General features: G+C 42.7%; 22 protein-coding genes. 8 read left to right on the plus strand and 14 right to left on the minus strand.

Going from position 1 to position 26,825, the window contains the following annotated elements:
• The first annotated feature begins 121 nt into the window (after positions 1-121).
• A complete protein-coding gene (locus ACX6CI_RS01020; RefSeq protein WP_458776322.1) occupies positions 122-1,300 on the plus strand; it encodes an aminotransferase-like domain-containing protein in 1,179 nt (392 codons plus the stop codon).
• Positions 1,301-1,314: 14 nt separating this feature from the next.
• Here ACX6CI_RS01020 and ACX6CI_RS01025 read toward each other — a convergent pair whose 3' ends face one another.
• The gene (locus ACX6CI_RS01025) at positions 1,315-3,996 is read right to left on the minus strand and encodes a hybrid sensor histidine kinase/response regulator (RefSeq protein WP_458776323.1); all 2,682 of its coding nucleotides are present in this window, start codon (positions 3,994-3,996) and stop codon (positions 1,315-1,317) included.
• A 564-nt stretch (positions 3,997-4,560) separates the two neighbouring features.
• On the opposite strand from ACX6CI_RS01025, the gene ACX6CI_RS01030 reads away from it, so the two are divergent.
• Entirely contained in the window at positions 4,561-5,775 is a 1,215-nt protein-coding gene (locus ACX6CI_RS01030) for an HD-GYP domain-containing protein (protein ID WP_458776324.1), read from the plus strand.
• 52 nt (positions 5,776-5,827) lie between these two features.
• Here ACX6CI_RS01030 and ACX6CI_RS01035 read toward each other — a convergent pair whose 3' ends face one another.
• The 3 genes from ACX6CI_RS01035 to wtpA are packed head-to-tail and all read right to left on the minus strand — an operon-like array spanning position 5,828 to position 8,538.
• Positions 5,828-6,598 (minus strand): ABC transporter permease, encoded by a 771-nt coding sequence (locus ACX6CI_RS01035; protein WP_458776325.1) that lies wholly within the window; start codon positions 6,596-6,598, stop codon positions 5,828-5,830.
• 9 nt (positions 6,599-6,607) lie between these two features.
• Positions 6,608-7,588, minus strand: a complete 981-nt coding sequence (locus ACX6CI_RS01040) for an ABC transporter ATP-binding protein (RefSeq protein ID WP_458776326.1) — start codon at positions 7,586-7,588, stop codon at positions 6,608-6,610.
• Entirely contained in the window at positions 7,588-8,538 is a 951-nt protein-coding gene (gene wtpA / locus ACX6CI_RS01045) for a tungstate ABC transporter substrate-binding protein WtpA (protein WP_458776327.1), read from the minus strand. Before wtpA ends, ACX6CI_RS01040 begins: the two co-directional genes overlap by 1 nt.
• 369 nt (positions 8,539-8,907) lie before the next feature.
• Here wtpA and ACX6CI_RS01050 point away from each other — a divergent pair, with 369 nt between their 5' ends.
• Positions 8,908-9,651, plus strand: a complete 744-nt coding sequence (locus tag ACX6CI_RS01050; protein WP_458776328.1) for a class I SAM-dependent methyltransferase — start codon at positions 8,908-8,910, stop codon at positions 9,649-9,651.
• A gap of 467 nt (positions 9,652-10,118) precedes the next feature.
• On the opposite strand, the gene ACX6CI_RS01055 is transcribed toward ACX6CI_RS01050, so the two are convergent.
• From ACX6CI_RS01055 to ACX6CI_RS01085, 7 genes are all read right to left on the minus strand, one after another.
• Positions 10,119-10,382: a Txe/YoeB family addiction module toxin gene (locus tag ACX6CI_RS01055; protein WP_458776329.1), complete on the minus strand. Its 264-nt coding sequence runs from the start codon at positions 10,380-10,382 to the stop codon at positions 10,119-10,121.
• Positions 10,379-10,621, minus strand: coding sequence for a type II toxin-antitoxin system Phd/YefM family antitoxin (locus ACX6CI_RS01060; protein ID WP_458776330.1), 243 nt, complete (start codon positions 10,619-10,621; stop codon positions 10,379-10,381). The genes ACX6CI_RS01055 and ACX6CI_RS01060 overlap by 4 nt, the downstream gene beginning before the upstream one ends.
• Before the next feature lie 189 nt (positions 10,622-10,810).
• Entirely contained in the window at positions 10,811-11,677 is an 867-nt protein-coding gene (locus ACX6CI_RS01065) for a restriction endonuclease (protein ID WP_458776331.1), read from the minus strand.
• Positions 11,678-11,874: 197 nt separating this feature from the next.
• A complete protein-coding gene (locus tag ACX6CI_RS01070) occupies positions 11,875-12,261 on the minus strand; it encodes a hypothetical protein (protein ID WP_458776332.1) in 387 nt (128 codons plus the stop codon).
• 211 nt (positions 12,262-12,472) lie between these two features.
• Positions 12,473-13,336 carry a DMT family transporter gene (locus ACX6CI_RS01075; protein WP_458776333.1) on the minus strand — a complete coding sequence of 288 codons (864 nt, stop codon included), beginning with the start codon at positions 13,334-13,336 and terminating at the stop codon, positions 12,473-12,475.
• A 134-nt stretch (positions 13,337-13,470) separates the two neighbouring features.
• Positions 13,471-14,283 (minus strand): helix-turn-helix domain-containing protein, encoded by an 813-nt coding sequence (locus ACX6CI_RS01080; protein WP_458776334.1) that lies wholly within the window; start codon positions 14,281-14,283, stop codon positions 13,471-13,473.
• Positions 14,284-14,482: 199 nt separating this feature from the next.
• A complete protein-coding gene (locus tag ACX6CI_RS01085) occupies positions 14,483-15,271 on the minus strand; it encodes a 4Fe-4S binding protein (protein ID WP_458776335.1) in 789 nt (262 codons plus the stop codon).
• Positions 15,272-15,575: 304 nt separating this feature from the next.
• Here ACX6CI_RS01085 and ACX6CI_RS01090 point away from each other — a divergent pair, with 304 nt between their 5' ends.
• Positions 15,576-16,157, plus strand: coding sequence for a DJ-1/PfpI family protein (locus tag ACX6CI_RS01090; RefSeq protein WP_458778416.1), 582 nt, complete (start codon positions 15,576-15,578; stop codon positions 16,155-16,157).
• A gap of 139 nt (positions 16,158-16,296) precedes the next feature.
• Here ACX6CI_RS01090 and ACX6CI_RS01095 read toward each other — a convergent pair whose 3' ends face one another.
• Positions 16,297-18,030 (minus strand): SLC13 family permease, encoded by a 1,734-nt coding sequence (locus ACX6CI_RS01095; protein ID WP_458776336.1) that lies wholly within the window; start codon positions 18,028-18,030, stop codon positions 16,297-16,299.
• A 298-nt stretch (positions 18,031-18,328) separates the two neighbouring features.
• On the opposite strand from ACX6CI_RS01095, the gene ACX6CI_RS01100 reads away from it, so the two are divergent.
• The 4 genes from ACX6CI_RS01100 to ACX6CI_RS01115 all read left to right on the plus strand — a co-directional run bounded on the left by ACX6CI_RS01100 (position 18,329) and on the right by ACX6CI_RS01115 (position 24,604).
• Positions 18,329-19,458, plus strand: a protein-coding gene (locus ACX6CI_RS01100) for an IS3 family transposase (RefSeq protein WP_458776337.1) whose coding sequence is annotated in 2 segments (ribosomal slippage) — positions 18,329-18,587 and positions 18,587-19,458 — 1,131 coding nt in all. Because the reading frame shifts where the segments join, the coding sequence is not laid out codon by codon here.
• A 547-nt stretch (positions 19,459-20,005) separates the two neighbouring features.
• Positions 20,006-20,668 (plus strand): HAD family hydrolase, encoded by a 663-nt coding sequence (locus tag ACX6CI_RS01105; protein ID WP_458776338.1) that lies wholly within the window; start codon positions 20,006-20,008, stop codon positions 20,666-20,668.
• A gap of 77 nt (positions 20,669-20,745) precedes the next feature.
• Positions 20,746-23,856 (plus strand): hypothetical protein, encoded by a 3,111-nt coding sequence (locus tag ACX6CI_RS01110; RefSeq protein WP_458776339.1) that lies wholly within the window; start codon positions 20,746-20,748, stop codon positions 23,854-23,856.
• A gap of 265 nt (positions 23,857-24,121) precedes the next feature.
• Complete coding sequence (locus ACX6CI_RS01115; RefSeq protein ID WP_458776340.1) at positions 24,122-24,604, plus strand: hypothetical protein; 483 nt, start codon at positions 24,122-24,124, stop codon at positions 24,602-24,604.
• Positions 24,605-24,735: 131 nt separating this feature from the next.
• Here the strand turns inward: ACX6CI_RS01115 and ACX6CI_RS01120 are convergent, their stop codons facing one another.
• The gene (locus tag ACX6CI_RS01120) at positions 24,736-25,521 is read right to left on the minus strand and encodes a DUF362 domain-containing protein (RefSeq protein ID WP_458776341.1); all 786 of its coding nucleotides are present in this window, start codon (positions 25,519-25,521) and stop codon (positions 24,736-24,738) included.
• Positions 25,522-25,657: 136 nt separating this feature from the next.
• Entirely contained in the window at positions 25,658-26,554 is an 897-nt protein-coding gene (locus tag ACX6CI_RS01125) for a DMT family transporter (protein ID WP_458776342.1), read from the minus strand.
• Between the last annotated feature and the right edge of the window lie 271 nt (positions 26,555-26,825).

Here is a 26,825-nt window from a genome sequence, read left to right on the forward strand (position 1 = left end):
CAATAGGCCACAAATGTACATGATGTTTACCTCCATTTGAAATGGTGGTAGAGTGCTGTTCTTTATCTCATTTATTCTATCATATTTGTTTTGTCTGAGTCTTAATTCGTCGAGGTGCAACATGGAAGAATTATTTGCAGAGCGTATTCAAGGAGTACCGCGTTCATTTATCCGGGAAATATTAAAAGCATCACTTAATCCGGAAGTGATTTCATTTGCCGGTGGTCTGCCAAATCCTGCGTTTTTTCCAGTAAAAGAAATTGAAGCAGCAACAACAGCTGTCTTTAATCGTGATGGCGCGAGTGTCCTGCAATATAGCAACTCAGAGGGGGAAATTGGGCTGAGGGAGTATATTTCTAATCGTTATAAAGAGAAAAAGGGCCTCGATATACCTGCAGAAAACATAATTATTACCAACGGCTCCCAGCAGGGGATTGATCTGCTTGCCAAGGTTTTTTTGAATTCTGGGGATTCTGTTCTCATTGAAGAACCTGGTTATTTAGGCGCTATCCAGTCACTTTCCCTGTATAAGCCTCGGTTTTGTCCAGTACCTGTTGATGAGCGCGGAATGGAGGTGGATGCTCTTGAAAAAAGGAGCAGTGAGTCGGGTGCTAAGATGCTTTACATGGTACCGTCTTTTCAAAACCCTTCCGGTATTACATACTCCAATACAAACCGTAGGGGTGTCGCAGCTGTTGCCGAAAAAAACGGTTTTATCCTGATTGAGGATGACCCATACGGGGAACTGAGATTTTCGGGGGAAGATGCGGACTCATTTGTTACATATCTGCCGGAACAGACTGTTCTGCTTGGCTCTTTTTCAAAAGTTGTAGCTCCTGGTTTTCGCCTTGGCTGGATCGCGGCACCAACTTGGATATATGAAAAGCTTCTCATTGCCAAACAAGCAGCAGATTTGCACACCTCAAGTTTTACCCAGAGAATAATTCTTGAATTCCTGCAAACCCATAATCTCGATGACCATATTGCTAAAATCACTGAAGTGTATGGTAAGCAATGTCAGGCGATGATTGATGCAATAGAACGTTTTTTTCCTGATACTATCACTATAACCAGACCCGAAGGAGGTATGTTTCTCTGGGGGAAATTGCCAGCAGGAAAAGACTCCATGGCCTTGTTTGAAGAAGCTGTGCAGGAAAAGGTTGTCTTTGTTCCCGGCGATCCTTTTTACACAGCAAAAGGGAGTACGAATAGTTTCAGGATGAATTATTCATGTGTTGATCCTGATACAATCGTCGTGGGTGTTGAAAGAATGGCTAAGGCCATCAAACGTTTTTGGTAACTTTTCAAAAAAACCTAGTACTGTTTCTTTGACATGCTGGGTTTGTTATCTAAAACAGTGCGGATCTTGCTGGACATGGATTGCAGAGAAAATGGTTTTTGTAAAAAGTTGATACCTTCATCAAGTACACCCTGCTGGGCAATGATATCCGCGGTATATCCAGACATGAAGAGGCAGCAAATGTTTGGATATTGTGTGATGACCTTGTCTGCCAGATCTCGACCATTCATTTTGGGCATGATCACATCAGTGAGAAGAAGGTCAATGTTCTCACTATTTTGATGTACATAAAGAACCGCCTCTTCAGGGTCATTCATCGCAACAACTGTATATCCAAGTTCTGAGAGCATCTGCTCACTCACCTTGAGTAATTCAAACTCATCTTCAACCAGAAGTATGGATTCGGTGCCACGTTGGATGTTGTTGGTTGATGGGATCAAGGCTTGCTCTTGATCACCTGTATATCTGGGCAGGTAAATATTAAAGGATGTTCCTTGATCCACCTCGCTGTAGATATTTATAAAACCTCCGTTTTGTATGACGATTCCCTGCACTGTTGCCAGACCAAGACCTGATCCTTTTTTTGCCATTCCTTTTGTGGTGAAAAATGGTTCAAATATCTGCTGCTGTGTCTCTGCATCCATACCACAACCGCTATCACTTACAGATATACGGACAAAATCTCCCGGCAGGAAGTCTGACATGTTAGCATAATATTGTTGATCCAGAGTGACGTTTTGAGTTTGGACAATGATCCTGCCCAGACCGTCAATTGCATCCCGGGCATTGAGACAGAGATTGGTTATAATCTGTGCCATCTGGTCAGGGTCTATCTTTACACTCCACAAATCCGTTGATGAGGAACGTGTTAGATCGATACGTTCACTGATGAGGCTTTTTAACATGTTGAGCGTTTCGTCCAGCAGCAGATTGATGTCGACAACCTGAGGTGCAATTGTTTGCTTTCTTGCAAAGGCGAGGAGTTGGCGGGTTAGGTTGGCTGAATGATCGGCCGCTTTTTTAATATCAACAAAGAAGTCGTAAAACTTGTCAGTTTTATCCATTTGCATGAGTGCAATTTCTGACTTGCCTATGATAACAGAGAGGATGTTATTAAAGTCATGGGCAACACCACCTGCAAGTTTTCCTACAGCTTCAATTTTTTGAGACTGGGCCAGCTGGGTTTGCAAAGTCGCTCGCTCTTCTTCTGCCTTAATTCTGTTGTCGATATCGTTTATGTGGGACTCAACTCGCAATGGTTTGCCATTATCGTCTCGAATAAGTGTGATATCTATGGAAACCCAGAGCGGTTCACCCCCTCGTTTCTTGAGTTGAAGTTCCTTATTTCTGAGCCGGTCACATTCTAGGAGTTCTTTCAGTAATAGGGTTCGATCTTCAGGTTTGACGTACATGGAATTTTGAACGTTGTCTGTTTCTTTGAGCATTGCCTCAAGAGAGGAGTAACCCAACATCTGAATAAAGGCGGGATTGGCATGGAGTACGGTACCATCCATCTCAACTTGAATAATGCCAACAAGTGAGTTCTCGAAAATTGATCGATATTTATCCTCACTGTCTTTTAAGCCATGAAGTGTAGAATTGAGGTTTGTTATCATCAGGTTAAAGGCTTTAGAGAGTTTACCTATCTCATCTTCTGATTGTATTTTAAGCTCAGGTATATCCATATTGCCCGATGACAACTCCTGTGCGTGGTCAGCCAGGGTTTGTAGAGGCTTGGTGAGGTGATTCATGGCAAATATTATTGCAAATCCAACAAGAGTGGCAAAAACTATTGTGATTGTAAGCAGGATTTTAACCATGTTGACTGCTGGGGCAAAGAGCTCAGATTCTGGAAGTACTGAAGCCACTGCCCAACCGGTAAGAGGTACGGGAAAAAAGAGAGCCACCATCGCCCTGTTGTCCTCAACAAAGGTGTAAATACCTGATTTACCGGCAACCATCATTCTTCCAAGCTTATTAAGCATCGGATTGTCGAGTTCTGTGATCTTTGACTCCATGATGAAAGATTCATGAGGATGATAAATATACGTTCCATCGTCGGCTATTATAAAGCCGTAGCCAGTGTCTCCAGTTTTGAGATCCTTGGCAATATGTTGGATGTAAGTCAAAGAAATTCCGGCACCAATAAGGCCAAGTGGCTTCCCATCATCACTCAGGATGGGTGATACCATGAAAATGGTTGGAATACCGGTCGTCCTAGAGATAAGCGGTGGCGTGAGTTGTGTCGGCCCACCAGCCATTATCGACTGAAAGTAGGGTCTGCTGTTGATATTACCTTTGTGAATACTGTAGTTATCTCCTTCCTGGATTATTGTGTGATATTCCCCCTTACTATTGGCTGCATAAATATCGACGAATATGTCTGAGTGATTGGCATGGAGTTTTTTATGTCTGTAGAGGTTCTGACGATCGAGTAATTCGAAGTTTTCATTAATGTTTTTTGCAGCAGGGGTGGAAGCCATAGTTTCAGGTTCTAGCACTATGGTTGCCAACCAGCGGTTAATGGATTCAGCGCTTTTCTCAACAGATGAAAGCATGCTTTTGGAAAGCTCTTCTTCAATGACATTTTTAAAATAGAAGTAGGCACCAGAACTTACTGAAACGAGTCCCGTAAGGATAATGGGCATGAGCCAGATAAATAATTTTGCCCGTAAGGAGAGAAATTGTTTAAACATTTGAGTTCTTCTCATCAGTATAACAAAGCGGACCTTAAACACGAAACAAGAGTGAAACGCTGATATTACGATAAATTCCTTATTAGTTTAGGCCGTATGATTCTGAAAATCAAACGGATAATAGGTAGGCACTGTAGTGATGGAGGCTTGAGGATGTTAGGTTCTGGAAGGCAAAAGGAGGACTAGAGAGGTTAATAAAGAGAATCCTGTTGAATAAATGGTGCGAAAGTTGTGTCAAGTGGGTATTTTTTGTTCAAGTAGTAGAACATATTATGCGGAGTGTTATGCTTCTAAAGGTAATATATATGAACCAAATATTTGTATTAAATTTACTGAGTTGGTAAAATTAGAATTGTTTGTGTAGAAAAACAAATCTACTCTTTGTCAAGTTATAGAATATTTTTTTTTCATCATTTTTATAGAAATAAACATAGTTATAGAATCACCTGTTACCTGCATGACGACAGTTTGATAAGGTGAGCGGACTCAAGAAATGAGGGTGTCCGAATGAGTGTCCGAATTATGTGTGCATTGTCAGCGTGATATTTTACTTGGAAGAGAGCTATGGAAATCGATTTTGGTCAATTTATTAATGCCTTATCTGATACAGTAGATCTTGTGGGCATAGATGAACTCTATCATAGTAAAAGAGTTGCTTTTATGGCCGCTGAATGTGTGAAAACTTTTGGTGGCAATAGATCTCAGCAACTCAAGGTATTTAGGCAGGGTCTTTTACACGATTGTGGTGTTTCCTCCACCAAAGTTCATGATTTACTCGTCAACGAGTTTGAATGGCAGGATGCTGAAATGCACTGCCTGGTCGGGGCTAATCGGATGAGGACTTTTGCCCCTCTTGAGGAGTACGCTGAAGTTATCAGATATCACCATACACGTTGGGAAGATTTACGACATGCGAACATTGATGAGGAGGTTAAAGTGAATGCGAATCTAATTTATCTTCTTGACAGGGTGGATGCGCTGAGCGGTGTTGCTTGTGCCGAGAATAGATTGTCTTGCAGGAAAGAGGTGTGTGAAAAAATTGTGACCTATCGGGATTCACATTTTAAGCCAGAACTTGTGGATGCGTTGCTGAGTACCGCTGAAAAAGAGGCGTTCTGGATAACACAGGAGAGTAGTCATCTGACCGACTATCTTAGATTGAACTCCATTAAGTATGAGAATATTCTTCTTAATAATGGACAACTCAAGGATATGGCACGAATATTTGCCCAAGTGGTTGATGCAAAAAGTCCATATACGGCTGAACATTCTTTTGGTGTGTCGAGGTTGGCGGGTTTTCTCAGTCAACAGTGCCAGCTCGATGAAGAAACGTGCACAAAGATTGAGGTGGCAGGACTACTGCATGATCTAGGCAAGCTACAGGTGCCTGACCGAATACTTGATCATGATGGTGGTCTGGATGATGATTCTCTGGCGGTTATGCGCCATCATAGTTATGTAACCTATATAATTTTGAGTAAGATCGGTGGACTTGAGGATATAACCGTTTGGGCCTCAGATCACCACGAGAAGCTTGATGGCAGCGGGTACCCGTTTAAAAAAGTGGCAGATGAACTCCCTGTTGAGTCGAGAATTATAATGGTGGCTGATATCTTTCAGGCTCTAGCCCAGGATAGGCCGTATCGAAAATCCCTCACCGCAGAAAATATCGTAGAAAATTTAGAAAGTGATGTTGAAAAGGGCAAGCTGGATAAAGAGATAGTCAGGATAGTGGCCTCTGATCCTGTCGAGAGTTATTCTAAGGCCGTTAGCTGGTGATCACTCTTAGAAAAGAGCATGTATTGGTGCGGGGCTAAATTAAAAAAATCGATCATGTCTTCTGTCTGTTATTGATACCTCGAATCAATAAGAAGGTGGTCATGGAAAATGTTATCATTACAGCCGCGACGGGGGCCGAAAAGGCAAGGCCATAGCTGTTAAAGCGGTCGTATATGAGTACTGGTGCAATCATTGGGTGGTAGGCGATAATTACTACGGCACCGAACTCTCCAAGTCCTCGACTCCACATCATTAGCATTCCGTTGATAATATCTTTTTTTGCATTGGGTAGTACAACACGAAAAAACACTGAAAAACGTCCCGCTCCAAGAGTTCGCGCTACATTTTCAAGCTTAGGATCAACATTCTTAAACCCCTCTTTGGCACCGTTGATGAGAAATGGTGAGGAGAGGAACATCATGGCGAGCATAATTCCTGTCTCGGTGTCGATAATTTGAACCCCAATGGAGTCGAAAAACTTTTTCATCCCTCCTTGGTTAAATGCCATCAGCAGGGCAATTCCGGCTGCTGTATGGGGGATCATAACAGGAATATCTATTATGCTTTCTATGATCGATTTGCCGAAGAAATGATTCCGAGCAACAAAATAGGCAAGGGGTAGGCCAAAAAGAAGAGTCAGACAGGTACCAAGAAACGAAACTTTCATGGTCAAGATGACAGAGCGTATGATTTCCATATCGGAAAAGGACTCTATCAAACCGCTCCAGCCAACACCGCTGAAAAGACCTACCAGAGGAATAATTATGAAAAGCAGAACAACAGATGAGAGAATAAAAAAGGTAATATTAAACAGATACTTCATCGAAAATTCCTATTCCCTGAAGCGGGAAATTGCAGACTTGGGAAAACTGAGATGAACTAAAGTACCAATCTGGGTAATGGCTGGATCGTAGAGCTGTTTGGGGATTTTTGTAAAAACAGGACAACCGTCCACATCGAAAAGGATCTTGAAATGATCCGTATCTTCTTTTATCTCAAGACAATGGCCGCTGATGTTGTAGTCCCGACTGAGAGGTTTGCGGCTGATGCCTACCAGTGTCGGGTTTATTGAAAAATAGAGCCCCTTGGGATCAGAGTCGATCAGTCTGTCGGGAAGAATGTTTTTAAAACCAAGAAATTTGGCAACGGGAATGGTGCGGGGCTGTTGGAGAACATCTTGGACCGACCCCTCTTGAACCAGTTCACCATTTATCATGATACCTATTTTGTCAGCCAGGTAAGCCGCTTCACGAAAATTATGGGTCACATGAACCACAGTAATGTGAAAACGGTGATTGAGTCCCTTTAGATTCTCCATAATAGTATTTCTAAAACTGGGGTCAATGGCACTGAGAGGTTCATCTAAAAGTAGGATGTCGGGACGGGAGTAGATGGCTCTTGCAAGGGCTACCCGTTGTCTTTCACCACCGCTTAAGTGATGAATGTTTCGGTAAAGAAGATTTCCCAGATCGAGGAAAGCAATTAATTCATCCCATCCAGTATCCGTTGTTTTTTTATGATAACGATCGGAGAAACGTATGTTTTTGATAACCGACATGTTCGGGAAAAGAGCAAAGTCCTGGTAAACAAAACCGATTTTGCGTTTCTCCGGCAAGATATTGGTGATATCCCATTCGTTATAACAAATTGTACCTGTATGTTTCTGGAGCCCGGCAATGGTTTCAAGCAAAAGTGTTTTTCCACTGCCGGTTCTTCCAAGAATCACAAAGTACTCGTGGTCCTGTACCGTCAAAGAGACTTCCTTTAAGGTGAAGGACCCTTTTTGCAGGTATATATTACTCAGTGAAAGCATTATTTCAGAATGGAAGCATCCCCGGTGATAACAGCTGGAGCGATAACGCCCTGACCATTGTCAGTCATTATCTTTTGTCCCTGCTCTGAAAGAACGTAATTAACAAACAGAACAGCGCCTTTCTTATTTACAGGTGAATTGTTGTTTTCTGCCACAGTGATGCCATAAACCATGGGGCCACCTTTTTTTGTAATCCACTCACCAGGTTTTTTACCATTAATCTGGAAGGTTGCTGTTTTGTATTGATCGGCAAATTTGGCACTTTTCAGCGATACTTCTTCTGGTAATTCCAGATATTTCAAATGATGCTGTTCTGCCACAGACTTGTAGATGTAGAGGTAATCGTACATTCCGGCTTCGATAAGTCCTAAAAGGTCGGTTTCTTTTGGGCGGACAATAACTTTACTGCTATCCTCTTCACCCGTTTGGTAGGACTCTCCATAGCCGAACAGTTTGTCAAAAAGACCTGGAGTCTTGTAGTACGTTTCAGCAAGTTGGGTAACCAGCATGGAGCGGTAGCCACAAGGGTCCATATTGGGATCGGAATGACCAACTTTTACGCCATCTTTTAGGAAAATTTCTGTCCAGTTCTCAGCTGTGATCTCATCAGCATATTTGGCTTTTTCGGTAAAAGCGATGGCCATTTCATTGGTTGCAAACTGAGCGTTGAATTTAGCGTGGTTTGGGATCATCAGGTTATCGATTACTTTATAATCTGCACTGGCCATGACATCAGCAGGCTTGTTAATATCAGTAATTTTTCTGGCGGCAGCACGGCTACCGGAGGCTTCCCGCTGTACATCGTACTCCGGGTATTCGGCTTCAAACGCCTTTTCAATTTCACCAAAAGGAACAGACAGGCTACCTGCATGGTAAATCACAATCTTTTCCTTGGCATAGGCAGTTGTGGCCATTGCTAATATTGCTAGTGTAATTACAATTTTTTTCATTTCTTTTCTCCTGCTAACATGGTTTTTGTATGTTTAAAAATATTGCTCATCAGAGAACATATGGTTGCCTGTAATCCTTCAAAGATATAAATAAATATATTCAGTTACATTTGGTTCATATGCACAAATAGTCTGTTCTAACAAAATGATCAAAAAAAACAATACATAACATTCGTTTCTTTGAGAAATTCTATCAAATTAAATAAGCTTTGATCGATATTGGGATGCAACGGTTTAAAGAAGCAGAAAAAATACTCATCTGTACTCACTTGCCATTGCAGATAAACGGTATTGATCGAAGTTTGTTTGTGTACTATGACGAATCAATAAAAAAATATGAAACATCTTGGGAGCGAACTGGACGGGGTGATGGCAAGATCAATATTAGACAAAGATAAAGACCCACTTGGCACTATGCTGAGTGACTTTTACTGTGGTGATTCAGAGGCCTTTCTCAATGTTTGGTCCTCAACGCTTGAAATGTCCACCATGCAGGGAACTACAATGTTTCGCGGCGTTGAGAGTATGAATGAGGTCGAAAAATGTGCTCTAGCAGCCTGTCGGGGACGGATTCTCGATGTCGGTGCAGGAGCAGGTTGCCATAGCCTTGTTCTGCAGTCGCGAAATCTGGATGTCGATGCCATTGATATCTCCCCCGGCTGTGTAGAAGTAATGGGGAGAAGAGGTGTCACAAATTCGCGTCTTGGTAATATTTGGGATCTAGGAAATACGAGTTCTCGTTCCCATTATGATACAGTACTCATGTTAATGAATGGGATAGGAATATCAGGTTCTCTCGATGGTCTGAACCTCTTCATACAGAACCTTGATTCTCTACTCGCACCGGATGGACAGCTACTTGTGGATTCAACAGACCTGACTGGGGCATTCATACAGAAAGGTGAGGCAGTCTATACTGATGAGGGTGGCTATTGCGGTGAAACTGATTTTGTTATGATATACAAAGGATTGCGATCCGATCCTTTCAGTTGGCTGTATGTGGATTTCGAGTTGTTATGTACCATCTGCAGTTTCCACGGATTTCAGTGCGACAAACTCATTGAAACAGATGAAAACCAGTTTCTGGCAAGGATATATCGCGGCCTTGATTGAGGCTGAGAATGTTGTTGTTTCATACTTAATCGCTTACCAATATCTTCTTCTCTTAAATCTTCTTAATTCAAGTTTGTTCCTTATTGTAGAAGGTAATCGCACTGTTGACCTGCACTGTGTTTAGTGCAATCAAGCGCAGCTTTTTTGTGATAAATACGGTGTCAGATCGGATACATTGTTCTGCTGCGTAGTCTGCGTGAACATTGAATTCACTGGATTTTTCCTAAGAGCATGTGCGACTGCAAGCAATGGCGGTATTGCCGCACCAAGGTTCGGGAGCTGGTAAAGCTCGGTACGTTTCTGCGAACCGCTATCTCTGCTGGTCTAAGCAGGAAAGGTCCATGGCGACTGTCTCGCACTTTGGCTACCCAATAGGGCATGACTAATCAATGGCTCAAGGAGCAGGGTTTGCTTTCTGTCAAAGACCTGTGGGTAAACATCCATTACCCGGCTACCCGATTATGTGATTATTCATAGTGTGTCCACATTCGAAGAACTTTAACAACTTTTTCTTCACGAAGTATCTGATAAACTATTCGATGCTGTATATTAATTCTACGAGAGTATGCTCCCAATAAATCACCAATTAGTTTTTCATATGGAGGAGGATTTTGAAATGGGTTTTCTTTGAGTATGTCAATTAAGGAAAGTGCTTTATTTTTGAGACCAGAGCTTGCTAATTTCTTTGCATCTTTTTGAGCCGGCTTTGTAAAAACAATCTGCCACGTCACCAGTCAATGTCCTCGGAGCAATCTTCAATGGGAGTTTTAATTCCTTCAATTATAGATTCTCTCATTCCAGGTATATTTACAAGGAACAATGTTTCTTGTATTGCTCTCCAGTCACTTTCGGAGAGAAGAACAGCATTTCCACGCTTACCGGTAATTGTAATGGGTTCATGAGTTGAGGAAGTTTCATCAATTAATCGGTATAAATTTTTTCTTGCTTCTGTTGCAGATAATGTTGCCATGTTGCACCTTTAATTTTTTGTTTAAACAAAAGGTACGCCATTCCGTACGTATTGTCAAGGTTTTACACATAACGCTGAGTTCACGGGCCGCCTGATTTGAAGCCAATTAATTTGGATATAATTTGCACTATTTTGGTGCCAATAAACCTGAAACAACCGACACCTCAGGCGGTCCGGTGGAAAGGCTGATTAAATGTCATTGAACCAAGATTTTATAATGGTTACTTCTTCTCGTATTTCAACGGCGACACCTAAACTTAATTCTTTAAGTTGTTCAGCAAAGTCGTTACCATCTACTAGATCAATAGGAGGAGCACCGTCTCTATGTGCTTCACGCTTAGCATCGCGAGTGAATGTGCCAGTTGTTATGAATAACCCTTTGTCTGCCCGTCCAATCATTGCACCACGGAAATCTCTGATAGCGGATGACGAAACAGAGCCTGAATAGCGCTTGCATTGAAAAACAACGTGAAATGAAAGAACACCACCGAGTTTGATAACACCTACACCATCAATGCCACCATCTCCAACTTTGCCTGTAACCTCAACATTTACAAAACCAAGCTGTCTTAAAAAACGTTGGGTTAGGCGCTCGAATGCACTTGGGGCCATGCTTTTTAGAACATCAATCAGTTCTTCTTCCCATGTAAGTTCTGTTATTTCCTCGGACTCTTTCAGTGATGAGTTTGTGGAATTGTTGGAAGTAGAGGGCTTTGTGTTTTCTTTTTCTACCCCAGATAGATTTTTAACAATTTTCTTTGCTTCTTGCTTGTCGATGCTTTGGGTGTTCAACCCTTGATAAGTTAATGCCCATAAGGCTCTACCTGTATTTTCAATAAGCCCTAGACGTTTTAAATAGTTTCTTGCCCATGCTGACCGATAAGAGAGTTTTGACGTATTCCCGCGATGTATATCTTCCACCTGTTCATCACTAAGTTTTAGTATCTCAATGACCTTCTCTTCGACCTCATTATTTGTGCCAGAACCGCCAAGTTGATGAAGAGCTTGAAGAACAGGATTAAACAATTCATCATATTTATATTTGAATAGTTCCACAGTTCTCCTTTTTAAACATTTAACATGCATGTTATATTGCCCGCTACCTTGGCAGCGGTAACATATTTTGTTTTATAATTCAATAATTAGCGGATAATTTATGTTAGAGCGATTCCCATAACCAGCGGGCCACCGACCTTGACCGTCAGGCCGCAAACGTTCTTTCCGTCTGCGTTTATGGGCTGGTTAGGCGAATGTTATCTGTCTTGTAATAGCCACTTTTTTGCATCGTCTAAATTCCTAAAAATTTGTATTGATTGTGCGAGTCCCTCGATTTCTGAAAAAATTTGGTACATTCTTGTCATCCCAAAAGACAGATCAGAACTTACAACATAGGCTATTTTTACATTTCCTCTACTAATATCAATGTCTTTCCGTATAGCAATTACTCCTTTTACAAAATTACTGTCGATTGAATCAAAATCTAGTTTTCGCAAATCCCATATTGTACTTACATCAGGGGGGTACTCTATTGATGAAATTATTTCATTAATTGTTTGCTTAAACATTTCCATCGTCGCCGGACTTTCTACAGTTGCGATTAATATATTGAGGTCACGTAAATATTCCAATTTGATAGGCATATTTCCTCCCTAAAGCCTAACTAAGTTATTGTACAGAAACTGGTTAACACTCTTTCTGGATGTTATACAGAAGAAGGCTGTGTTAGGCAAGGGACCATGGTACCACGGCATCTTTGGCCACCAGGCAAGAGGGCAAGAAGTGCGAGTAACGTATATACTTAATTAAGAAAAACCTAGTCTAATTGAAATTAAAGAGTCTTTTCCATCAAGTTTATGTCTTGCCCAGTTTTGAAAGAGTAAATTTACCACTAATAGACGCTATGACAATGATACACATACCAACTATGACTTGGGGTGAGATTGTTTGGCGATGAACAATCGCCACCAGGAGTACTGCAAGGGGAGGTGTCAGGTAGCTCAAAAATCCGATGATAACCATATTACCGCCATTGATAGCCCTGTTCCAAAGGAAAAAGGAAAGACCCAATGGTATAGCACCAAGATAAGCGGCACTGAGAAGTGCTGACGTGGATGGTAGGTTATGGGGCATGGTGAATAGAAAGAGTACGGCTGATGCAAGGGCGGTTAAAATTGTGAAACCGGTCATCGGCTCTATTTTGAGTCTAAAGAGTGGAAGGCCAACAGAAAAACTTGACCATATAACACCGCAGATAAGGGCAAGCAGATACCCTTGCATATGTGTAGATTCAAACGAGATTTCTTTACCAGCGCCAATTACAAGAGCTGCTCCGCAGAACCCGATAATTGCAGCACCTAGAATGGATGGCGCAAGCCTCTTGAGCTGTAGAATGGAGGAAAATACCACGATCCACAGTGACCATGTGGTTGCGAGTATTGCTCCTTCAGCAAGGGGGGCTCTTTCAAGAGCCATATAGTAGATATAATGATAAAGAAATATGCCGCCAAAACCAAAGAGGCAGGCTTGTATACTCGGGAAATGTACCTTTAAACTTTTACCTAAAAGTATGTCCTGGATGTAGAGAAAAAATGCTGCTATGGAAAAACTGTAGAACATCAGTTCTTCTGTGGATAATTCATTCAGGCCAGAACCGGTTGCTGCCGGAAGACTCGCCCAACAAAGAATAGCACCTAATGCGTATATATAATGTTTCACCTGTCCCTTTTCCTCGTTTAAGAAATATTAACTTTGAGTAAAGAGTAAATGACTTGGGCTGAGCCGTCTTGAACAAAATTGACAATTGGAAAAAACAGGAAAAATATGTGATAAAGTTGAGAAGGAGAAGCTATTTAGCCGTTATTTTGTCCACTGTATATACCGGGTGTAACCCCGTAACGCTTTTTAAAACGTCTCGTGAGATGGCTCTGATCTGAAAAACCGGCGAGTAGTGCAGCATCGGTGAGATTATGCCCTAGGTCAATGAGGTCTCTTGCTCGTTCAAGTCGTAGCTGGATGAAGTAGGCATGGGGTGACATGCCTAGTGTATTTTTGAATAAACGTATCACATGGAATGGAGTACACTCCACAAGGTTACCAAGTGTATTTAGAGAAACTTCACAGGCAAGATGACTTTTCATATACTCAAGGATTTGTTCTATTCTTTTGTTTTTAGAAATGAAGAGTGATTTCTGCAAACATTGTGTTGATTGCGGGTCAGCAAGTTTGGTAAAAAGCTTGACTGCTCGCTCTTGGATAAACAGCTTCTCCTGATTTGTAACGACAGCTTCATGGAGCAACAGGGCGTTCTGCCAAAATCTTTTGTCACTAAATACTTTTGTTGGAAGGTTGAACTTCTCTGTTGCTGTTCCCGAAACAAGCCGCTCCAGATATCTGAAAAAATCTTCTTCCAAGTACAGGCTTCTTAGATGTCGTTTGCCATTTGCTGATGGTTGGTTTGAGTGGACTACACCAGGCTCAATGACACTTACAGTGCCGGGTTGAAGAATAGATGACTGCCCTTGTACCTGATACAGCTCTCCACCCTCGGAGTTAAGCCACAGCACATGTCCGGAATGGATGTGGTTCTCAAATGCAAAATCATTAGAGCATGAGAGTGCATTTAAGCCGGGAAGAGGTGGTGATGTGTAATACAGTTTTTTCAATGTGTGGAAAATATCCGTAAAATTCTTCTGTCGTAAAAGTACCTGTGATTAACCAGTTGGATGAAAACGGTTATGTTATCGTTTTCACCAACCAGATAATTCCTAAGAAGATACACATCAATTCTTCAAATGCATACGGCTATCTTGTTTTCCATCTCAAATGGTCTGAAATATCGAAATACCACATTAACCTTTTGATTTAGATAAAGAGTTCAGGCTCTTTTCGTGTTTGGCAGTTGGTGTGGAGCGCTTCTGCTTTTTCTGCCATTGGAGTGTTGGTAATGGTAATGCATGTAACTGGGCAGGTTTTGATGCAGGCGCAGCAAAAGGTGCAGTCTTCTGGATTAATCTCAATTGTATCTTTTAGTTGTATAGCTCCGGTGGGGCATACGGCAAGACACTCTTCACACTGGGTACAGTTTTCGGTGTCAACGATGGGAGCAAAAGGCAGATTAGGCATCCCATCTTTATAGGGGATATTTCCGGGGACAGTAACTGGTGCAGCTGTTTGGGACTCCGTCAGTTTTTGCATTACCTTTGTGCCAAAATCATGGGCAATACTCAGATCAATCTCGTCCGGGCGGTCGTTTGCTATTGGTAGTTCTGCTGTAGCAAAAGAATGTTCTCCTATAAAAGCAGATGCTGCAATAACGTTAAATGATTGCGCTTCTACTATATCTTTTAGCTCAATAAGGGCGTCTTCAAATTCTCGGTTACCATAGAGTACAACAAGGATCGCAGGGGAATTATTACCTGTAATATTGTTTAATCTCTCCCGTGCGACAGGTGCTACTCTTCCTGCATAGACTGGGACTGCTATAATTGCCAGTTCATTTGCTGCAACCGTTGCCTTGACCTGGCTTGGCTGGGTGAGATTAATCTGTTGTACAGATTGGTTAGTTGTGGCTCCTGCACAAATTGCCAGGGCGATTTTTTGGGAGGTTTGAGTCGGTGAATAAAATACAGTTTTGATGGCTGATATATCCATGTTGTATCCTTGAAATGTTTTAGGTATATGTTCAATATGGAGTTGCTAATGTAGTGTCCTCTGGGTAATAATTCAAGAAATATTGGGCGATAGTATTGTTTTCTGATGAATTATTATAATTTTCTTTTGGAAGCTCAGCTTACTTGACCTTTAAGGAATCAGCTCCAATAGTAATTTTTGTAATTTTTGTAATTTTTGGATTGTATAAATGCGTATGGTTGTCCAACAAGAAAATTGTATGGAGAGCCAGCGAGTTGTTCTTGGTATAGATATCGAATTAACCATTACACTAGAGGTGAAAACTATGTCTGGGAAAAAACTACTGATGATTGTTGGTGACTATGTTGAAGATTATGAAGTGATGGTACCATTTCAGGCATTGTCCATGCTGGGGTATGAGGTTGATGCCGTCTGTCCGGATAAGAAAGGGGGCGACTTTGTCCGAACTTCAATCCACGATTTTGAAGGAGATCAGACCTACAGCGAGAAAAGAGGGCACAACTTTGTTTTGAATGCTGATTTTAGCGAGGTAAAAACAGACAACTATATCGGACTTGTGATTCCTGGAGGTCGCGCTCCTGAGTATTTACGCCTCGATGAGAATGTTCTTTCAATTGTTAAAGAGTTTGCCGAGGTAAGAAAACCAATTGCTGCAATATGCCACGGTGCACAGTTGTTGTCAGCCGCTGGAGTTCTGCAGGGCCGAGAATGTTCAGCCTATCCAGCATGTGCCCCTGAAGTGACTTCCGCTGGAGGAAAATATGTTGCCATTGACATTGATGCGGCACACACCGAAGATAATTTGATTACAGCTCCAGCCTGGCCGGCACACCCTGCCTGGCTGGCTGCCTTTGTGAAAAAACTCGGGGCAAAAATTGAAATTTAGCGGGTAGGGGAAGCCAACCAGTTACTCTTGGATAAGCCTGGGGTAATTGTGCTAATACGAGACTTCACAGATCATTATTTTATATGAGAAGACATCCTTATATAGAATAATGATCTGTTGTTTGGTTACTCGCTGACGCTTATTGGCCTGCAGTTACCCAGTCTGGGACAACACCAAGTTCAATACCAAAGAGTGGTATAACAATAGCAAAGGTGATTGCCACGGCAAGAAAAATACCAAGGATATTCAGACCGAATCCGCTCTTTACCATCTGGGGTATCGTCACATAGCCTGAGCCGAACACGATGGCATTAGGTGGAGTTGCCACCGGAAGCATAAAGGCACAGGATGCAGCAATTGCAGCCGGAATAATAAGAAGAAGCGGGTTTTGTCCAAGGCCTATGGCGATTGCTGATAGAATAGGCATAACCATAGCTGACGTTGCTGTGTTTGAGGTCAGTTCAGTGAGAAAGATGATAAGGGTCGCTACAGCCAGAACGAGCACTAAAATCGGCGCAGTATCAAGTAGGCCCACCTGGCTGCCTATCCAGTTTGCAAGTTGAGTAGCTTTAAAACCGGCAGCCATAGAAAGACCACCCCCAAAGAGAATAAGAACTCCCCATGGCATTTTAGCTGCCCAGGTCCAGTTCATTACAAATTCATTCTTTTTAATATTAATTGGAATGGCAAAGAGTATAAGTGCTCCAGCCATGGCGATGGTGGCGTCCGTTATCAGTTTTGGATCGGGAAATAAGAAACCAATATTTTTTCTAAATATCCAGCCAAGTGCAGTCATGCAAAATACGATCGCTGTCCAACGTTCTCCGGCACTCATACTTCCCATGAGCTTAAGTTCCTGATTAATCATATCTTTACCACCGGGAACTTTCTTCAACTTCATCGGGTTGGCCACTTTAATGAGCCATAACCAGCAGAGTGGTAGAAAGATAACAACCAGAGGAACACCTACGAGCATCCAGTTGGCAAAAGTAATTTCATAACCGTAGGTCTTGGTCAGGTAACCAGCAAGAACAGTATTGGGTGGGGTGCCAATCAGGGTCGCGATTCCACCAATTGAAGCTGCATAGGCAATACCGAGCATCAGGTTGAGACCAAAGGCAAATTTCTCCGGTGAAAAATCAATATAGGAATCAAGACCGTCCTTTTTGCCTTCTGCAATGACGTGATGAATAATAGCGAGACCGATAGGCATCATCATAACAGTGGTTGCTGTATTGGAGACAAAGGCGGACAGTGCGGCGGTTGCAACCATAAAACCAAAAATAAGTCTGCTGGGGGAAAAACCTACAATTTTCACGATATTCATCGCAACACGCCGGTGCAGGTTCCATCTCTGCATGGCGAGGGCTATAATAAAGCCTCCCATGAAGAGAAAGATAAGATGGCTGGCATAGGGGGCTGCTGCTGCCTTGGTGTGCATTATACCAAGAAGAGGAAACAGTACGATTGGTAGAAGACTGGTTGCCGGAATGGGTATTGCCTCGGTCATCCACCAGGTGGCCATAAGAAGCGCGACCGCTGCCATTTTCTGAGCAGCAGGTTCCATCCCGCCAGGGGTAGGCAATATGAGCATGAGAATGAACAGTAATGGGCCAAAGAGTAAACCGGCTTTTTGACGCCTGGTGTAAGCATGTGGCTCTTCCTCATTAACACCGCCTGGTCCTGTGCGCAGTCTTTGTGTGTGCTCTGCCGGGGCTTCTTCCAGCCTTTCAACGGGATGAGTTTCATCCTCTTCTCTGTGAAATGTACTCTCTTTTCTGGACTGTTTGATCATCTCCAAGGGTCTGAATAGGACGAGAGCCTTGGTTTCGTCATGCATCTGCCATAGACGATCTAAAAATAGTGTCGACATTGGTCATTTCTCCTTCAGGTAGCTATCAACCTATGGGTTGTTATTTCCTCCTGCTGTTATCGAGTCTGCAATCCTGTGTAGCGTGGTAAGGCAAGGTGCTATGTCTCTTCCTCCTGTTGTTGTAAACTTTTATGACAATTGGTTTAATACCATTTGCATCCTGGGGGTTATTTAAGGTTTTGAGTTGAAATATGTTGAGTGAATATCTAGAGCTGGCTCCGTAAATTTGAACAAGCTGTTAAGTGGAATACCTGCTACATATTGAATGACCAGATGGTCACAATTATGGAGCACAACAATGGCAAAGAGAGGACGTAGAAAACATTCAGGTGCCTTTAAAGCGAAAGTAGCTTTGGCAGCTATGGCTGGAGATAAAACTGTTGCTGAATTGGCGCAGCAATATGAAGTCCATCCAAACCAGATTACTCAATGGAAAAAGCAACTTAATGATCAGGCAGCTGATATCTTCGACAAAGGCAAAAAGGTCGAGCCGGAAATAGACATAAAGACCTTGCATGCTAAGATTGGCCAATTGACGCTTGAGAATGATTTTTTAGAAGGGGCGCTCACAAAGGCGGGGTTGCTGAGCGCAAAAAAATGATTGACCGCAAGCACCAGCTATCTATAAGCCGCCAGGCGAAGCTGCTGAATATATGCCGAGGCAGTGTGTATTACCAGGCAAAACCTACTAGTAATGCAGATCTTGAGCTTATGCGTAGGATAGATGAGTTGCACTTGGAGCATCCCTTCATGGGAGCTCGAATGTTGCGTGACCAGCTTAATAGATTGGGTTTCAAGGTTGGTCGTAGACATGTCAGTACACTGATGAAGAAGATGGGAATCGAAGCCCTTTATCAAAAACCTCGAACGAGTAAGAAGCACCCAACCCATAAGATCTATCCTTATCTGCTGAGAGGTAAAGTCATTAACCGCGCCAATCAGGTGTGGGCGCTTGACACAACGTATATTCCAATGGCTAAGGGATATGTATATTTGATAGCTGTTGTTGATTGGGCAAGTCGTAAAGTACTTGCGGCAAAGGTTGCCATTACCCTGGAGGCTGTTCATGCAGTTGAAGTACTACAAGAAGCCTTCCATCGGCACGGCAAGCCTGAGATCATCAATACAGATCAGGGTAGTCAGTTTACTGCGTATGAATTTGTTCAGGCTGTAAAAGATGCGGGTTGTCAAATCAGTATGGATGGAAAAGGTGCCTGGAGAGACAATATCTTTGTTGAAAGATTATGGAGAACAGTAAAATACGAACGAGTATACCTCTATGCTTATGAGTCAGTTAAGGAGGCACGGATGTCAATTATGCAGTATCTTGCCTGGTATAATCAATCGAGGCCGCATTCAAGCTTGGAGAAAATGACACCAGACGAGGCATATGGAACTATGCTGCCGGCGGTACCCTTGGCAGCATAAAGTAGGCAGGGATTCCACCTAAGGAACACCAGGTAATTGTTCAAACAAACTGAACCACTTCTATCTATTCATTATTAGGTATGAAAAACATACCGCAACTGGAGGTGAGTGGCAACTTTTATAGTTAAGTTGAAATGGTACAAATTGCACAATATAGTGTAAGTTCTTGTTTGTTCGAATTAATTATATCTGTAGTGGCCTGGTATTAATATGAAAAACATATAATATTAATGTGTCATATATTTATAATTTTATGAGGTCCACTGCTCTTGGTTCTGGCTGTAGGTAAGGTTATTGGTGTGGTGTTTGTGTAGTCCAGGGCCGGTGTGCATCTTATTTGATGGGGGTAGAGTGTAGAAGGGATGATCTCACCTCTGTAAACAGGACAACAAGCCAGAAACAGTAGTATGGTTATTGATTGTCTGTTTTTTTGTATAGTTTTTCCAGAGCGGAGTACTCATGTAGCTATCCTGGTTAGAGAGGTGTATACAATAAATGAGTGATTGTTGGATTGAAATACAAAAAGTGAACATGAGAAAGAGAAACTATGAATACAAGCGATGAAGCCACTGTGAAAGCAGTTTTTTGGGATATAGATGGTACCCTTATAGACAGTGAGGAGCTCCACTACCAGGTCATTGCCGACTGGTGTGAGGATCTTGGTTTTCCCCTTAAAAAAGAAGATAACGACTCGCTTCTTGGGAAATCCATGGTTGAAAAGTGGGAGATCCTCTCTTTAAAGTATCCCCTTAAATCAGATGAAATGAGTTTTAAGGAGGAGTGTGCCAATAGATATTGTGCAGCGGTGAGCCTGGATCTTGAGCGAAGGGACCTCACTGCAATTTTCCGTGATGTGGCAAAATCATCAATTCCTCAAGCCTGTGTCTCAAATGGTGATATGGTCGTCGTTGATGCAAATTTAAAGGTTCTAGGGCTTTCAGATTTGGTATCTTTTAATATTTCAGGGGACGATGTTAAAAATGGTAAGCCCGACCCTGAGCCATATCTTGCTGCTGCAAAAAGGCTGGGTCTCCAGGCTGCTGATTGTCTGGTGGTAGAGGACTCAGTTGTAGGCGTTGCTGCGGGTGTCGCTGCCGGTATGAAGGTTGTTGCCTGGCCCGAGGCGGGTACTTCAAAAGATAACTATTTAAAGGCTGACTATTTTGTGACCTGTCCGGAAGAGTTTCCGTATCACCTTATAGCTTTATAGAGTTTTACGGTAAGATTGGTAGGTTAACCCGATAGTGTGGAAAATACGTTTTTACAACAGATTCAGCAACGTTACTTATGACGACAAAGTATTCCAGAATATTTTTTGATAAAGGCGATTATCAGCTTTTGCAAATTGTGGAGGATGTGCTGGAGGGTGGTAGTGAGTCGAAAACGCTCAGGTCATTGCTTGTTGAGCATATGCACCCCCATGGCATCAAGGAGATGGCCGCTTCCCGTGGACTTCGTATTGCCTATGCGACCGTATCTCTTCTCGGTTCATTTAATAAGGGGTTGTCGGGAGATAGGTTGAAGGCTCTGCGTTCTCTTCGAGATGAGGTGTTTTTATCATCAAACACCTACTATCAAAAGAATACAGCCAGGGTACTTCTTCAGATAATGAAAGAGCTGGTACGATGCAGGAGTAATGAGTTACAGCAGTTAAAGCTGGCCCATGATTTCCGTATTGTTTCTACCGGGTCCCCCTTGAAGGTGAGGGCTGAACTGTGCAAATATCATCTCGTTGAAATGCCAGAAGAATGGAATCAGGTAGCCTTTGATGATCATGTGCATGATGCTAACACCAAGGGACGTAAATCACCAACACACCTGATAATGGATGCCTGGATTAAGGGTATTCGATTTTTAACAGTCGTTTATTACAACTACGTCCAGCCTAAAGTTATAGAGGAATTAATTGAAGCAAGCAGTTTGCTTGGCATTAAAGTGCAGGTTGGAATTGAGATGTCCACCAGGTTCCGGGATAAGTATGCACGTTTTACCTGGGAGCCTCGCGGTTTTAATGACAATAGATCCCTGATCAAATTTCTTCGTGACGACGGAGTTAAGGCTCTCCTGGATGAGGGGCGGGAGGTGTCGAGTTATCAGCAGAAGTATGTTTTTGATGTGCTGACGGTCTTTAATAGTCGTCATCGCAGTGTAGTAAAGGATGAGTTCGCAATTAACCTGGAGCCATTAGATCCCCGTGAGTTTAAAACATTTGTTGGTACGGGCCAGCCATCAATATTACACCTTGCTCGCTTTATACATAATGCGATACAGGCTGAACTGGCAGGTAGTAGCGGGGATTCAGGATCTCATAAAGATGTGGCTCAATCACCTTCAGTTACAACTATTATAGACCGATTTCTTCTCCCCATACATAACCCTGAAGTGCATAATCCCACTGTTCCAGCCCAGAGTGATACGCTACCTAAGTTACTACAGTGTGGTCTGAAAGAGTTGTTACAGCGACTTCTGTCCCTGCACTCTAATTCAAATTTCACTCTCAATCTGAGTAACCTTTCCATTCAGGATACCCTGGAACTTCTCTATGCAGGTTCGGGGCTGGTTACCCATGTGGAGGCGTACAACCTGAAGAATGCAACCCATGGCATGAGTTCAGGGGTAACAGTTGCCGGAGGAAAACAGCTGGGGGAAACTGTTGATCTGAAAAGCCCGAATTCTCACTATAAACTTGTGGGAGAATTGCAAAGAGCCCTCAATGATGACAATGTTATCAGTCTAAAAAGAGTGATTCGTGCAATTATCTGGGACCACGAAGAGCAGCAGCTTAGCATGCGTGCTGGGCTAAAACGGTTGGTCGTGGGGGACGAGGAGCGTGCAAGCCTTGCTGCAGAAGTTGCAAAGATGCAAGTGAGAAAACTTGAGCTTATAGATATTCTTTATGATCTCGAAGCCTTACATAATTTTTATAAAAAACGAACACTTGGCTCACGGATTGGCTCAGGGTCAACCGGTCAGGCTGAGCACCAGTATGGAATGGGGCTGGTTGTTTTGGACACAATACCGGCTCGGGCTCGAAAAGTTTTTCGGCGGGCTAAGGTACAGGGGGGGCTTGTTATTCCTGTCAGTGCCCTGCTCACTAAAAACTCCCACTCCAGGCAATATATCCTGCCTGTAGCTTCAGGTAAAATCGGCTTTGTAAAACGATTTCTACCAATTAAGAACAAAAATACCAGCTTGTGGACGGATTGGACGCTGGATGGCTATACCCTCCATGATGGTGAGTCTGGCAACATTGCGAAACTTGGTGGCTTAACTGGGCGTCATACCACGTATAGACAACATAATGGGAAAGAAAACCAGATTAGTCTGCGGGAGCGGTGGAAGTATCTTGACACCAATGTAAAAAATGTACTCAAGGTGACCCTGGGGTTTATTCCAGCCTTTCTTACCTTTAGTTTAACCAAGGACTGGTGGCTGCTTGCCTACCTGGGGGCGTTCATCTGGTTTGGCATCACTGGTTCGAGAAATATCATACAGTCGGTGCTTGGGGGCGGAGGATTACGTCGCTCACCACTCTTGCCCTGGAACTCTCTTGTGAGTTGGAGCAGGATCTCTGATTCTTTGCTGTACACAGGCTTTTCAGTTCCCTTACTAGATTTTCTGGTGAAAACCGTTTTGTTGGATAATACCTTTAATGTAACAACGAGTACCAACCCGATTCTGCTCTATTCTGTGATGGGTCTTGCCAATGGTATTTATATCTCCAGCCATAATGCGATACGGGGATTACCGAAGGCGGCAACTGTTGGGAATTTTTTTAGGTCTATACTCGCTATTCCCATGGCTATTTTGCTCAATACTTTGATTGGTACAGTATTGGGGGGCGTTGGTGTACCAGATGTAACAGGTGCCCTGCAAAAATGGGCGGCTATTATCTCAAAATTCGCCTCTGATTGTGTGGCTGCGATAATTGAGGGTCTTGCTGATCGTCAGACTAATGTCAAAGCTCGTCTTGCTGCCTACAAGACGAAAATTTCACAGGTTTTTACAGTTTTTTCAAGACTCGATCTTCTCTTTCCGGAAGAAGATGTTCTTGAGATGCTGCAGTCGCCAAAAATCATGATGAAGACCCTCAATGATGAGGCGCAGGAGTTAGAGACACTGACCATCGTTAATGCCCTTGATCTGATGTATTTCTGGATGTATAAACCACGCGCTCAAAAGGCTCTGGTTACAATGATTGAGGATATGTCTGATGAGGAATGGCTCATTTTTTACAGGTCTCAGTTGGTGTTGAAACGACATAGAGAGATTAGCCAGATCTTCGTCGATGGACTGGTTGGTAAACATTTTTCGAAAGCTCTTTCATTTTATCTGGATCAGTCTGAGCAGTATCTACGAGATCTACAGGTTCTCGGGGACAAACGAGCAACAACCTAGTGCCTTACTTCTGAAAGCCTGTCATACATAACAGGTTGTGTTTTGTTTGTTGTAGATTTCGCTGAGATCTGATCGATATGAGATGCTTACCTAATATTTATTTTATACCGTAACGTATTGATTACAAATGATAATCATTATCGATAGAAGTTGATAATTACATAAAAACAATGTCTTAGCTTGATTTTTCATATTTTTCTCCATACAATTAATTACACAGGGTGGCGTATCCAGCGCATTCGGGGGGATTACTTGGAGATTAGATATGGCTATCAGGAGAAAATCGAGAAAAATAGTTAACTTGAAAGACGTGGCCTTTGAAAGAGACATGGAAAAGGCAAAAGATGAGTTAACAGATTACTTTGTTAAGAAAAATAGACAGGTCAAAGCCGCTCAACTGGAAACTGCTTTTAGGAGCAGTTTGAGAAAGCGTCTGTTTTCGGTGACAGAGGCAAAAAGACTGACTGAGTATCTTGCCATTAAGTTTGATATTAGGCGTCCTGCCATCCAATATGCCCAGGCGGGTTATCTCGCACCTGGAGCTACGGTCAAAAATAATAGTAATAAGGCGGAGAAAAAAGTGGAATTAAGACAAATTAAAAGAAAATCAGAGGGTATTTTTGTTGAACTCTTTCAAAGATTACAGGCCGCAGTACAGGATAATTTGCTCGATTATAATGGTGCAAGGGTACTCGTGCGGGAAACAGTTGACTATTATCCTGTAGCTCAGGATAAATTAAGAAGATAGAAATCAGACCGATACATTTGTACGCAAGTTGTCGTTGGCAATGAAGCGGTAGAAGTGCTGTCGGTCTGTTGCCAGTTCCAAGTGTTCTGTTTTATTGATTATTCTAACTGCTGTGAGAATATAAGTAAAGTTTATATTGTCACAGGTTCTTGCCGGATGCCAGCTGCAACATGCTCGATTTCCGCCCAGTTAAGTCCCAGAAAATCACACGCCTTCTGGTCCACCGTCCAAGGGTTGTATCCTGCAATAATTTTTCCAACAGGCGGGTTGCAGTGGGGGCCACCAAGATGATATTCCGCCATTCCAATACTACAATCCATGATTGATACGTCTGGACTAATGTGCAGGCTAAGATCTATAAGAGACTGTTGCATGTTCTGATGGAAAGCCGCCTTTTTCCACGATCCATAGCTTCCAGAGTAGTGGCTGGGTGGGACAAAACCCATCATGTTTTTAATTGTCCCTGTTACTCGTGCGAGGGAGTGGGCTTTCAGTACGGGAACGGAGATTATGTAGTGTGTAAAGGCAATTTCTGGCAGGTAGATTTCCTTTAGAAATGTACCTCTCTCATCTGAAACACGCTGAACTGGTTCATGGTTCAGGTCTATGAGGTCTATGTTATATTTCTCTGCAAGATCTGTGTAACCGAGTGTTTCAAACACCTCCTGTGTCTCCATGTTAGCGGCTCCACAGCCTTCGGCAATCACCACTTTGGCGGTTGAGTGGTGTAGCACATACTCCAGTACAGCTTCACAACATTCAGGTGATGTGGTTATGGGGTGCGGGGAGTTGTTTATGAGGTTGGGTTTAATCAGTATTGCATTTTGCCCCGCAATCGATTCGTGGGCACTGATGTTGTCGAGTGCCTCCGTGATAGATTGTTTAAATGATACAAAGTCTACGCTTGTAAATTCCATAGTTGTTTCCGTACTTGTTATTCTATCTCACACGTCTATTGTCCATACAGCATTTCGAAATCTAATTTCTACTACAGGTATTACTACTTTCATATCTTAGCAAGGTTTTGTTCTGTAGTGGAATGTAAACAATATTTCATTTTTTTTGTTCGATTTTGCTGGTGACCCCCATATAGATGGCAGCAAGGGTAATGGCAAGGCCGGTCCAGTTGAGGAGGCTTGTTGGACGGTCAAACAGCAGGACATCCCAGGTAAAAGAGAGAGCAGGTTGTAAAAGTAATATCAGTCCAGCCCGTGATGGTGGGATGAGGGGTAGAGCATTAGCGATGAGGACCCAGCCAACTGTCTGGCTGAAGAGACCAAGACAGACGAGAGCCGTGAGGCTTTGGAGATTAGGAATACTAAATGAGTCTCCGCTATATATCATCTTTATTGCAAGAAAGATGGCGGTGCATGCAGAGACGAGCATAAGAGAGAAAAATGGGCTCTGCTTGTCATTTGATTGAATTTTTCTAAGGCTGAGCAGGAAGACCGTGTAACAGACTGCAGTAAGTAAACCGAAGATTATGCCGGTTATGTAATTATCTCCCAAGGTACTTGATAGAACATCGACAATGAGTAGTAGCCCAATAACCGCGAGGGGTATGGCAAGGTAGAATCTGCCACGACTTTTTTCTTTGAAGAAGAAGATTCCAATTCCGGCGAGTAGAAAAACCTGAAAATTACCAAGTAAAGTGGAAAGACCTGGGCCAATATACTCAATGCTTTGATGCCAAAAAAACAGATCCAGTGCAAAGGTAAACCCGCAAAAAACAATATACCACAGCAGGGCTGGTTTGGTTTTTTTGAAATCTTTGAACCATAGTGAGGCGCACAAGAGAAATATCGAACCAAAAAAGACCCTGTAGAAACCAGAGGTTGTTGGGGAAACATCAGAGATCTTGACAAAAACCGCTGAAAAACTAATCAGGATGGCTCCAAGAGATATCTTTATAGTTGGTATTGGTAGATGCCGAAGATCTTTACGAGCCATGGTGGACGTTACAGTGATAAGAGTGATTGGTTAAGATAAGAGGTGTGACGCGTGTTGTTGGGTTATTTCTTGCCCGGGATTGCAGGACTTCCCCATACCAGTTGTAATTGTCGATACTGCTTTATTTATACATAATCAGCAATCAATAAAGTTAGCCAATTGAAAAACTGATTGCAGATGAGTTCAGAAAATATAGGTCGGACCGGTGGGGTGGTTTCAGTGGGGGGCTGGTATCTCAGAGGTATCCGGGGGATTGTAAAACATGAAATCC

The sequence above is a fragment of the Desulforhopalus glucosivorans genome (assembly GCF_054397165.1).